This window comes from Pseudomonas sp. MYb13 (genome assembly GCF_002980075.1).
Taxonomy (GTDB): Bacteria; Pseudomonadota; Gammaproteobacteria; order Pseudomonadales; family Pseudomonadaceae; genus Aquipseudomonas; species Aquipseudomonas lurida.
Map to the genome: position 1 here is coordinate 169438 of NZ_PCQI01000011.1, position 11846 is coordinate 181283.

8 protein-coding genes are annotated in these 11846 nt (G+C 60.9%); 5 read left to right on the top strand and 3 right to left on the bottom strand.

Annotated features, from left to right (window positions below; genetic code table 11):
* Window positions 1-100 precede the first annotated feature (100 nt).
* The gene (ccoG, locus tag CQ002_RS19740; RefSeq protein WP_105162097.1) at window positions 101-1510 is read right to left on the bottom strand and encodes a cytochrome c oxidase accessory protein CcoG; all 1410 of its coding nucleotides are present in this window, start codon (window positions 1508-1510) and stop codon (window positions 101-103) included.
* A gap of 184 nt (window positions 1511-1694) precedes the next feature.
* Window positions 1695-1934, bottom strand: a complete 240-nt coding sequence (locus CQ002_RS19745; RefSeq protein ID WP_034104745.1) for a DUF3203 family protein — start codon at window positions 1932-1934, stop codon at window positions 1695-1697.
* Between the two features lie 120 nt (window positions 1935-2054).
* Between CQ002_RS19745 and CQ002_RS19750 the strand changes: the two genes are divergently transcribed.
* A complete protein-coding gene (locus CQ002_RS19750) occupies window positions 2055-2546 on the top strand; it encodes an MgtC/SapB family protein (protein ID WP_034104747.1) in 492 nt (163 codons plus the stop codon).
* Here the strand turns inward: CQ002_RS19750 and CQ002_RS28345 are convergent.
* Complete coding sequence (locus CQ002_RS28345; protein ID WP_164403582.1) at window positions 2524-2700, bottom strand: hypothetical protein; 177 nt, start codon at window positions 2698-2700, stop codon at window positions 2524-2526. The genes CQ002_RS19750 and CQ002_RS28345 overlap by 23 nt on opposite strands.
* Window positions 2701-2905: 205 nt before the next feature.
* Between CQ002_RS28345 and CQ002_RS19755 the strand changes: the two genes are divergently transcribed.
* From CQ002_RS19755 to CQ002_RS19770, 4 genes are all read left to right on the top strand, one after another.
* A complete protein-coding gene (locus CQ002_RS19755; RefSeq protein WP_034104749.1) occupies window positions 2906-4900 on the top strand; it encodes an alpha-1,4-glucan--maltose-1-phosphate maltosyltransferase in 1995 nt (664 codons plus the stop codon).
* 146 nt (window positions 4901-5046) lie between these two features.
* Window positions 5047-8394 (top strand): maltose alpha-D-glucosyltransferase, encoded by a 3348-nt coding sequence (gene treS, locus CQ002_RS19760; RefSeq protein WP_034104751.1) that lies wholly within the window; start codon window positions 5047-5049, stop codon window positions 8392-8394.
* On the top strand, window positions 8391-10628 hold the full coding sequence (gene glgB, locus CQ002_RS19765; RefSeq protein ID WP_105162098.1) for a 1,4-alpha-glucan branching protein GlgB: 2238 nt from the start codon (window positions 8391-8393) through the stop codon (window positions 10626-10628). The genes treS and glgB overlap by 4 nt, the downstream gene beginning before the upstream one ends.
* Window positions 10629-10718: 90 nt before the next feature.
* On the top strand, window positions 10719-11846 hold the full coding sequence (locus CQ002_RS19770; RefSeq protein WP_105162099.1) for a diguanylate cyclase: 1128 nt from the start codon (window positions 10719-10721) through the stop codon (window positions 11844-11846).

Here is an 11846-nt window from a genome sequence, read left to right on the forward strand (position 1 = left end):
CGCGAATACGGTGCATCAGTCGCCTCATTTATAAACTGACCCACCGTATTTGCGAGTAAGTCCGCTCCCACATGTGAATCTCTAAAGGTCTGGATAGATCTCAGCGATTCAGCGGCGCCACGAAGCGGCTGTCGGCTGCACTGTAGATCCAAGGTTCATCCACATCCGTCACCTTGAAACGCAGCGTCTGCGAACTGCTCGCCGGTTTATCCGCCAGCAGCGCCACCGATACCGGCACGTCGCTGATTTCCCCCGCGGCCAGGCTGATCTCTTTCTTGCCTTGCAACTGGAAACCCTCGGCGTCCACCAGGTCCAGGCGGTAGTCCTGGCGCTGCTGGGTCTTGTTGATCACCTTGAGGCTGTAGATGTTTTCGATCAGGCCCTGGGCGTTCTCGCGGAACATGCCACGGTCCTTGGTCACGTCCAGCGACACCATCGGCCGTTCTACCAGCGCCACCACCAGGGCTGCGATCATCACCAGTAGCACGGCACTGTAGCCGATCAGGCGTGGCCGTAGCAGGTGGGTCTTGCCACCTTGCAGTTGGTGTTCGCTGGTGTAGCTCACCAAACCACGCTCGTAGCCCATCTTGTCCATGATCGAATCGCAGGCGTCGATGCAGGCCGCACAGCCGATGCATTCCATTTGCAGGCCGTCGCGAATGTCGATGCCGGTGGGGCACACTTGCACGCACAGTTGGCAGTCGATGCAGTCGCCCAGGCCGACATCGGCGGGGTTGACGTCACGTTTGCGCGGGCCACGGTGTTCGCCGCGCGCCACGTCGTAGGAAATGGTCAGGGTGTCTTTGTCGAACATCACGCTCTGGAACCGCGCATACGGGCACATGTGCATGCACACCGCTTCGCGCAGCCAGCCGGCATTGATGTAGGTGGCTCCGGTGAAGAAAAGCACCCAGAACAGGCTGACACCGCCCATTTGCCAAGTCAGCAGTTCGACGGCAAGGGGGCGGATCGGCGTGAAGTAGCCAACAAAGGTCAGCCCGGTCAGCAAGCTGATACCCAGCCACAACGTGTGCTTGGCCGAGCGTCGCGCCAGTTTGTTCAGGCTCCAGGGTGCGGCGTGCAACTTGATGCGCTGGTTGCGTTCGCCTTCGGTGACTTTCTCGCACCACATGAACAGCCAGGTGAATGAGCTTTGTGGGCAGGTGTAGCCGCACCATACCCGGCCAGCAAACACGGTGATGGCAAACAGGCCGAAGGCGCAGATGATCAACAGCGCCGACAGCAGGATGAAATCCTGCGGCCAGAACGTCGCGCCAAAAATGTGGAATTTGCTTTCAGCCAGGTCCCAGAGCACGGCTTGGCGACCACCCCAGTTCAGCCACACGGTGCCGAAAAACGCCAGGAACAGGAAGCCGGCTCCGCCCACGCGCAAGGTGCGGAACAAGCCGGTGAAGCTGCGGGTATGGATCAGGTTGTCGCTGGAATTGGCCTTCACCTTCTTTGGGTGTATAGGCTCAAAGGTGTCCACGGTTTGGATTCTTTCGCTCATGGTCGTTCGCTCATCAGCCTCCATCAGGCGGATGAACTATGCGCGTCGTACTGTTTGCATAACAGACTCAGCTAAGGCGATAAAAAGCGGATCAGATGAGGGGCTGGCGAGGGGCTGCGACATTGTGCTGCACCCCGTGGCCAGTGGGGTGCAGCGTTATCCGGGATGTGCTGATACAGATCAATTAAATCAGCGAACCAGGTTCGTCGGCCTTTACATGCTGGCGCCCATCGTGGGCCCCGGCGACTGTCAGGGCGTCGGCCTCGGCTTCAGTGATATAGATGCGTTCGGCGGCCAACTCCACGTAGGACATGGATTTGTCGGTGTCAGTCACGATATTGACCCGGGTCGCTGGCACGCTCTGCTCCTGGCCATTGTCATCGAGCATGAAGTAGCACAGCTGGTTTTCGATACGTATGGGCATGCCGTTCTCCTTTTCCATGGGCTATGAAGGTTAGGGGGCAGCGATCTCTATGGGTTCAAGGCAACTGACTGGCGGTCGCCGCTGTCCACCTCTTACCGATAATGACAAAGGACAGCGCCGATGGACGCCTGGTGGCTTGAAGTGTGGCAAACCCTGCGGGCCGAATTCGCCGATATCGGCGATGCCAAGCAACTCACCCAAATCACGGTGCGCTTGCTGATCGCCGCGATCCTGGGGGGCATCCTCGGTTTTGAACGCGAGAGCAAGGGCAAGGCTGCCGGGGTACGCACCCATATGCTGGTGGCCTTGGGCGCGGCCCTGTTTGTAATGGTGCCACAGATGTCCGGTAATCAAGCGGATGCGATGAGCCGGGTGGTGCAAGGCGTTATTGCCGGTATCGGCTTCCTCGGCGCAGGCACGATTATCAAGGGCAAGGACGACGAAGAAGGTCACGTCAAAGGCCTGACCACCGCAGCCGGCCTGTGGATGACCGCTGCGATTGGGGTCTCGGCCGGATTGGGCCGGGAATCGACAGCGGTGCTGAGTACCCTGCTGGCCTTGGCGGTGTTCAGCGTGATGCCGAAGATCGTCAAGCGTTTCGAGAAGGACTGACGATTACCGGTGGCATGGTCGTCGGCGGCTCCTCCACGGGCGGCGGCTGGTGTTCTGGCGGTTCCTTTTCCGGAATCGGCTCAGGCTCGGTGGGCGGCAATGTCGGGTTATCGATGTTGGGGTCCGGTGTTTCAGCGGGAATCGGGATATTCATCTTTGTGGCCTCCTTTGTGCTTTGCTCTATCGGTGGACATCCGCCAAGGCGAATTGATTCCCCGCCCAATGGCGGCACATCCACCTGAACTTTTAACTGGCGCGCAGGCTCGGACCTATGACGGCCCTGTTCAGGGAGAGCGCGGCCGTAATCGAATTTCGGATCAAGCAAAGAGCGTCCACAGGGCGTAAGGGGAAGATGCTCGATGACTGCTGAAACACTGGTTCCAGACCAATCCTTGTTGCCGTTGTCCCAGGCGCTGTTGCTGCCCAGGATCGCTATCGAAAGCACTACCCCCGTGATCGACGGCGGCGAATTCGCCGTCAAGGCCGTGGTGGGCCAGCGGGTCAACGTCACCAGTAAGGTGTTCGCCGACGGCCATGACAAACTTGCCGTGCTGATTCGCTGGCGCCCGCTGCAGGACGAAAGCTGGCACAGCGTGGTGATGACCGATGTGGGCAACAATGGCTGGGAGGGCGCGTTTACCGTCAACCAGCAGGGCCCACACGAATACTGCATCGAAGCCTGGATCGATACCTTCGCCAGCTTCTGTTATGAGTTGCGCAAGAAGCACGAGGCTGGCGTACCGGTCAGCCTGGAACTGCAGGAAGGCCGCAGCCTGGTGCTGCAAGCTGCCGAACGCAGTGACAACGAGCTGCGTGATCGCTTGATGCTGTTGCACCATGAACTGTCCGGCCTGCTGGAAACCGAGCAGGTTGCGCAGTTCCTGCACGAAGACAGTGCACACCTGATGACCCAGGCTGACCACCGCGCCTATCTGAGCGTCAGCAGCGTGTACCCCATCGATGTGGAGCGTGAAGCGGCGTTGTTTGCCAGCTGGTACGAGCTGTTTCCCCGTTCGATCACCGACGATCCTGCACGGCACGGCACCTTCAACGATGTGCACTCACGGCTGTCGATGATCCATGACATGGGCTTCGATGTGCTGTACTTCCCGCCGATCCACCCGATCGGGCGCAGCCACCGTAAAGGCAAGAACAACTCGCTGACCGCCGGCCCGGACGATCCGGGCAGCCCGTACGCGATTGGCAGCGAGGAGGGCGGCCACGAGGCCATTCACCCGCAACTCGGCAGCCGCGATGACTTCCGTCGCCTGGTCCAGGCCGCCGCCGAGCATGGCCTGGAAATCGCCCTGGATTTCGCCATCCAGTGTTCCCAGGACCACCCATGGCTCAAGGAGCATCCGGGCTGGTTCAACTGGCGCCCGGACGGCACGATCAAATACGCTGAAAACCCGCCAAAAAAGTATCAGGACATCGTCAACGTTGACTTCTATGCTGCGGATGCCATTCCGGGCCTGTGGACCGAACTGCGCGATATCGTGGTGGGCTGGGTGGAAGAGGGCGTGAAGACCTTTCGCGTCGACAACCCCCACACCAAGCCGCTGCCGTTCTGGCAATGGCTGATCAGCGACGTGCGCTCCAAGCACCCCGACGTAATCTTCCTGGCCGAAGCCTTTACCACGCCGGCGATGATGGCGCGCCTGGGCAAGGTCGGCTATTCACAGAGCTACACCTATTTCACCTGGCGCAATACCAAGGCCGAGTTGAGCGAATACCTGACGCAGTTGAACGAATCGCCGTGGCGCGAGTGCTACCGGCCGAATTTCTTCGTCAACACACCGGACATCAACCCGGGCTTCTTGCACGAGTCCGGTCGCCCGGGCTTCTTGATCCGTGCCGCCCTGGCGACCATGGGGTCGGGCCTGTGGGGCATGTACTCAGGTTTCGAACTGTGCGAAGCGGCGCCAGTGCCCGGCAAAGAGGAATACCTGGACTCGGAGAAGTACGAGATCCGCCCGCGGGACTTCACGGCTCCCGGCAATATCATCGCCGAGATCGCCCAGCTCAACCGCATCCGCCGGCAAAACCCGGCATTGCAGACGCACTTGGGGCTGAAGCTCTACAACGCCTGGAACGACAACATCCTGTATTTCGGCAAGCGCAGTGAGGATGGCAGCAACTTCATCCTGGTGGCCGTGAACCTTGACCCGTTCAACGCCCAGGAAGCCCATTTCGAGTTGCCGCTCTGGGAGTTGGGCCTGCCGGACGATGCCCAGACCCAGGGCGAAGACTTGATGAACGGCCATCGCTGGACCTGGTATGGCAAAAGCCAGTGGACGCGACTGGACCCACAGATGCCCTTTGGAATCTGGCGCATCACGACTTCTCAAGCCTAGTGGAAATCAACTGTGGGAGCAGGCTTGCCTGTGAAGCGGTACGTCAGCAGCCAATTGTTAGCTGATGTAGCGCCATTGCAGGCAAGCCAGCCCGCACATCAACCGTGTTTCTCCAGACGGTTTTTTCAAAATTTCAGGAGTTTCCAATGGCGAAGAAACCCAACGCTGCCACCTTTATCAAAGACCCGCTCTGGTACAAGGACGCGGTGATCTACCAGGTCCACGTCAAATCCTACTTCGACTCCAACAACGATGGCATTGGTGACTTCCCCGGGCTGATCGCCAAGCTCGACTACATCGCCGACCTGGGTGTCAACACCATCTGGCTGCTGCCTTTCTACCCCTCGCCACGCCGCGACGATGGCTACGACATCGCCGAATACCGTGGCGTGCACAGCGACTACGGCACCATGGCCGACGCCAAGCGCTTCATTGCCGAAGCGCATAAGCGCGGGCTGCGTGTGATCACCGAACTGGTGATCAACCACACCTCCGATCAGCACCCATGGTTCCAGCGGGCGCGCAAGGCCAAGCCCGGCTCGGCGGCTCGGGACTTCTACGTGTGGTCGGACGACGACCAGAAATACGACGGCACGCGCATCATCTTTCTCGACACCGAGAAGTCCAACTGGACCTGGGACCCGGTCGCCGGCCAGTATTTCTGGCACCGTTTCTATTCCCACCAGCCGGACCTCAACTTCGACAACCCGCAGGTGATGAAGGCCGTGCTGTCGGTGATGCGCTATTGGCTGGACATGGGCATCGATGGCCTGCGCCTGGACGCTATTCCGTACCTGATCGAACGCGATGGCACCAATAACGAAAACCTTCCCGAAACCCACGACGTGCTCAAGCAGATCCGCGCCGAAATCGACGCCCATTACCCCGACCGCATGCTGCTCGCCGAGGCCAACCAGTGGCCGGAAGACACGCAGTTGTATTTCGGTGACAAAAAGGGCGACGACGGCGATGAATGCCACATGGCCTTCCATTTCCCCCTGATGCCGCGCATGTACATGGCGCTGGCCCAGGAAGATCGCTTTCCGATCACCGACATCCTGCGCCAGACCCCCGAGATTCCCGCCAATTGCCAGTGGGCAATCTTCCTGCGCAACCATGATGAACTGACCCTGGAAATGGTCACCGACAAAGAGCGCGACTACCTGTGGAACTACTACGCCGCTGACCGTCGCGCGCGCATCAACCTCGGCATTCGCCGGCGCCTGGCGCCGTTGATGGAGCGTGACCGCCGGCGTGTCGAGCTGCTCAATAGCCTATTGCTGTCGATGCCCGGTACACCGACCCTGTATTACGGCGATGAAATCGGCATGGGCGATAACATCTACCTCGGCGACCGTGATGGCGTGCGTACGCCGATGCAATGGTCCATCGACCGCAATGGTGGTTTCTCCCGCGCCGACCCGGCCAGCCTGGTGCTGCCGCCGATCATGGACCCGCAATATGGCTACCAGTCGGTGAATGTGGAGACCCAGGCCCAAGACCCGCATTCCTTGCTGAACTGGACCCGGCGCATGCTGGCGGTGCGCAAGCAATCCAAGGCGTTTGGTCGCGGTAGCCTGAAAATGCTCTCGCCGAGCAACCGACGCATCCTGGCCTATACCCGTGAGTACACCGGTGAAGACGGGCGCAACGAGATCATCCTCTGCGTGGCCAACGTGTCCCGCAGCGCCCAGGCGGCCGAGCTGGACCTGTCGGCGTTTGCCGGCATGGTGCCGGTGGAGATGCTTGGCGGTAACGCCTTCCCGCCCATCGGCCAGCTGAATTTCCTGCTGACCCTGGCGCCCTATGGCTTCTACTGGTTCGTGCTCGCGCCGGAAAACCAGATGCCCAGCTGGCATGTGGAACCGGCCCAGAGCATGCCGGACTTCACCACGTTGGTACTGAAAAAGCGTATGGAAGAATTGCTGGAAGAACCGTGTCGAGCGTCCCTGGAACAGACGGCACTGCCGGCCTGGTTGCCCAAGCGACGCTGGTTCGCGGGCAAGGACACGGCGATCGACAGCGTGCGCATTGCCTACGGTGTGCGCTTTGGCGACCCGCAGCACCCGGTATTGCTCAGCGAACTGGAAGTGACGGCCGGTGGACAGGTCAGCCGTTATCAGCTGCCGTTCGGTTTCCTCGGTGAAGACCAATTCACCAGTGCCTTGCCCCAGCAACTGGCCCTGGCCCGCGTACGGCGCGTGCGTCAGGTGGGGCTGGTGACCGACGCCTTCAGTCTCGAGCACTTTATCCGCGCCGTGATCCAGGGTTTGCAGGCGGGCACGGTGCTCAACGCCAGCGACGGCGAGCTGCGCTTTGCAGCGACGCCGCACCTGGCCAAGCTGCAACTGACGGATGAGTCCGAAGTGCGCTACTTGTCGGCCGAGCAGTCCAACAGCTCGGTAGTGGTGGGCGAGAGCCTGGTGCTCAAGCTGATCCGCAAGGTCGCCTCCGGCGTGCACCCGGAACTGGAGATGAGCGCCTACCTGACCGAGGCCGGCTACCCGAATATCTCGCCGCTGCTGGGCTCGATGATTCGCCACGACGCCGAGGGCCAGGACAACCTGCTGATGATTGCCCAGGGTTACCTGAGCAACCAGGGCGACGCCTGGGGCTGGACCCAGAACAACCTGGAACGTGCGATCCGTGACGAACTGGCCGAAGCCATGTCCGAACAGGAACAGCACTACAACGCCCTCGGCGAGCTGGCCGACTTTGCCGGACTGCTCGGCCAACGCCTGGGTGAAATGCACGTGGTGCTCGGCGCGAAAACCACCAACAAGGACTTCAAGCCAGAGGTCACCACCGCCAAGGACACCCAGGCCTGGGCCAAGGATGTCGGCGCACAGCTGGACCGTGCGTTGCACTTGCTCAAACTGCATCAAACCCAGTTGAACCCTGCGGATCAAGCGCTGGTCAGTGATTTGCTGGCGCAGAAAAAGGCCATTGCCAGCCATGTGCAGGCCCTGGCGAAAGCCACGGCAGGCGGGTTGCGTATTCGGGTCCACGGTGATTTGCACCTGGGCCAGGTGCTGGTGGTCAAAGGCGATGCCTATCTGATCGACTTTGAAGGAGAGCCGGCGCGACCGCTGCACGAGCGACGCGGCAAGCACAGCCCGTACAAAGATGTGAGCGGCGTGTTGCGCTCCTTCGATTACGCGGCGGCCATGGCGCTGAATGTACAAGGGGTGGACCATTCGCCCGAGGCGGACGTGGCACGCAAACGCGTGACTGACCGTTACCTGAAAGAAGCACGCCAGGCCTTTATCCAGGCTTACCAGTCCGCTACGTCTACACTGGCGCATGACTGGCAGGACGCCAAAGGCCAGGACGCAGCGCTGACGTTATTCAGCCTGGAGAAGGCCGCGTACGAAGTGGCCTACGAAGCGGAAAACCGCCCAACCTGGTTGCCGGTGCCCCTGCAAGGGTTGCACGGACTGTTGAGCGGGCTTGCACCTATATCGAAAACTGCACGCGGTGGGGAGTCGTCATGAGCTTTACAAATAAAGAACCGCTGCAGCCGAAGTTGACTGCATTGCCGGCGTCCAAGGACGTCGAAGCGCTGGTACGCGCCGAGCACCATGACCCGTTCTCGATTCTCGGGCCACACGAAGATGACCACGACGGCCAGTTCATCCGCGCATTCCTGCCGGAGGCGTTGAGCGTCCAGGTGCTGGCACGCGACAGCGGCGAGCCGCTCGGCAGTCTCGACGCGAGCCACGTGCCGGGCTTGTTTGTCGGGCATTTCGCCACGCGCCAGCCGTACCTGTTGAAAATCCAGTGGGCCGGCGGCGAGCAAGTGACCGAAGACCCTTACAGCTTCCAGCAACTGTTGCTGGGTGAAATGGACCTGTACCTGTTCGCCGAAGGCAATCACCGCGACCTCGGCAGTTGCCTGGGGGCCCAGGTGACCAGCGTCGATGGTGTGCAGGGCGTGCGCTTTGCCGTCTGGGCGCCGAATGCGCGGCGAGTGTCGGTGGTGGGCGATTTCAACATCTGGGACGGTCGCCGTCACCCGATGCGCCTGCGCCATCCATCCGGCGTGTGGGAGATCTTTATCCCGCGCCTGCAGCCAGGGGCGGCCTACAAATACGAAATTCTCGGCGCCAACGGGATCCTGCCCCTCAAGGCCGATCCTATGGCACTGGCGACCCAGTTGCCGCCGGACACTGCGTCCAAGGTTGCCCAGCCTTTGCAAGTAGACTGGCAAGACCACGACTGGATGCAGTCGCGCGTCGAAAAACAGAAGGCCACGGCGCCGCTGTCGATCTATGAGCTGCATGTGGGCTCCTGGCAGTGCGAGTTGGACGAGGCGGGCGAGGTGGCCCGGCAGTACAACTGGCGTGAACTGGCCGAGCGGCTGATTCCCTATGTGCAGCAACTGGGCTTCACCCATGTCGAGCTGATGCCGATCATGGAGCACCCGTTTGGTGGCTCCTGGGGCTACCAGGCGTTGTCACAATTCGCGCCGACAGCACGATTCGGCTCGCCAGAAGATTTTGCGTATTTCGTCAACGCCCTGCACCAGGCCGACATCGGCGTGATCCTCGATTGGGTGCCGGCGCATTTTCCTACCGATACCCACGGCTTGGCACAGTTCGACGGCACCGCGCTGTACGAATACGCCAACCCACTCGAAGGCTTCCACCAAGATTGGGACACGCTGATCTACAACCTGGGCCGCACCGAGGTGCATGGCTTCATGCTCGCCTCGGCGCTGCATTGGCTCAAGCACTTCCACATCGACGGGCTGCGCGTGGATGCGGTGGCATCGATGCTCTACCGCGATTATTCGCGCAAGGCCGGCGAATGGGTGCCCAACCGCCATGGTGGCCGCGAGAATCTGGAGGCTATCGACTTCCTCCGCCATTTGAACGACGTGGTGGCCCTGGAAGCCCCTGGCGCGCTAGTGATCGCCGAGGAATCGACCGCCTGGCCCGGCGTGAGCCAGCCCACCCAACAGGGCGGCCTGGGTTTCAACTACAAATGGAACATGGGCTGGATGCACGATTCCCTGCACTACATCCAGCAGGACCCGGTGTACCGCGCCCATCACCATAACGAGCTGAGTTTCGGCCTGGTCTATGCCTGGTCCGAGCGCTTTATCCTGCCGATCTCCCATGACGAAGTGGTGCACGGCAAGCATTCGTTGATCGACAAGATGCCCGGCGACCGCTGGCAGAAGTTTGCCAACCTGCGCGCGTACCTGGCGTTCATGTGGATGCACCCGGGCAAGAAACTGTTGTTCATGGGCTGCGAATTCGGCCAATGGCGCGAGTGGAACCACGACCAGCAACTGGACTGGTACCTGTTGCAGTACGCCGAACACAAAGGGGTGCAAAAGCTGGTGGGCGACTTGAACCGGCTGTACCGCGAAGAACCGGCCTTGCACGAGCAGGACGACGCGCCCCAGGGCTTCCAGTGGCTGATCGGGGATGACGCGATCAACAGCGTCTATGCGTGGCTGCGCTGGAGCAAGGACGGCAAGCCGGTGCTGGTGGTGGCCAACTTCACGCCAGTGCCGCGTGAGGCTTACAAAGTCGGCGTACCCTTTGGCGGGCGCTGGAGTGAAGTGATCAACAGTGACGCCGATATGTACGCAGGCTCCAATTACGGTAACGGAGGTGAGGTATTCACCCATGATGAGCCCAATCATGGACAAGCGGTGTCACTGTCGTTGAATCTGCCGCCACTGGGTGTGCTGATTTTGCGGCCGGAACCGCTTTAAAGGCTCTAGCGTGCTGGATTCTGTTGTCCGCATTGGTGGCAGGGTGCCACAATGGCACCTTTGTCGTGGTAGTCGAATCAGGCGGATGTCATGAATGGCCTTGGGCGTGGGCAGGACCAGGATTGCTTTATAGAGGAGCAGGTGCGGACTGACCGTTTGCATCAACTGTTCAGGCAATCATTCGCTGCGATTTTTGGCAGTTACCTGGCCGCCGTGATGCTCTGTTGGCTCTGTTGGGATCGGTTTGACCACCAGGTCATCCTGGTCTGGCTGGTGGCACTGGCCGTGTCGTCGCTGCTGCGCGTCAAGATGTTCATGGCGTGGTTCCGCTGCCCCAACGCCGAGCGTACGCCGGACCGTTGGGAGCGACGCTACTGGCTCACGCTGGCGCTGTCGGCCGGGGTCTGGGGGGCTGGTGCCTTGGCGGTGATGCCCACCGATGACCGGCTCTCCCAGGCTCTGGTGATGCTGTTCACTGTGGGCATGTCGGTCAGCGCGGTCTCGTGTTATTCGGCTTACCGCTACATGACCCTGGCCTCCATGGCCCTGGTACTGCTGCCGTGCACGCTGTGGTTGCTGTTCCAGCCGTCCACCATGCAAGTCGGCGTCGCCATCGCGGTGCTGGTGTTTTCCACCTTTGTGGTCAGTGCCACGCGCAAGCTGTCGGATGCCCTGGAAAAAGCCTTTCGCCTGACGCGGCAAATGGAACGGGCCCACAATATTTCCACCCGCGCCGCCCAGACCGATGAGCTCACTGGCCTGATGAACCGCCGCGCGTTCTTCGAACATGCCCAGGTGCTGTACGAACATTGTCGTCACAACCGCCAACCGCTGTGTGCGTTGATGATGGATATGGATCACTTCAAGGAAATCAACGACACCTACGGCCATCAGGCCGGCGACCAGGTGTTGCGCCAGATAGGTGGGGTCATCAGCGCTTCGTTTCGCCAAGCCGATGTGTATGGCCGACTGGGCGGCGAGGAGTTTGCGGTGTTGCTGCCCAATACGTCGTTGGATACCGCGCGGGCGATCGCCGAGGAACTGATCAAGGCGATCTCGGGCCTGGCCTCCGAGCCCGTGCAAGGGTTGTCCGCAAGCCTTGGGGTGGCTTCCACCCACACCCTGGATCAAGACCTGCACGGCCTGATGAATACCGCTGACAAGGCGTTGTACCGCGCCAAGGCCCAGGGCCGTAACCAGGTCGCGGTGGCGGAGTAG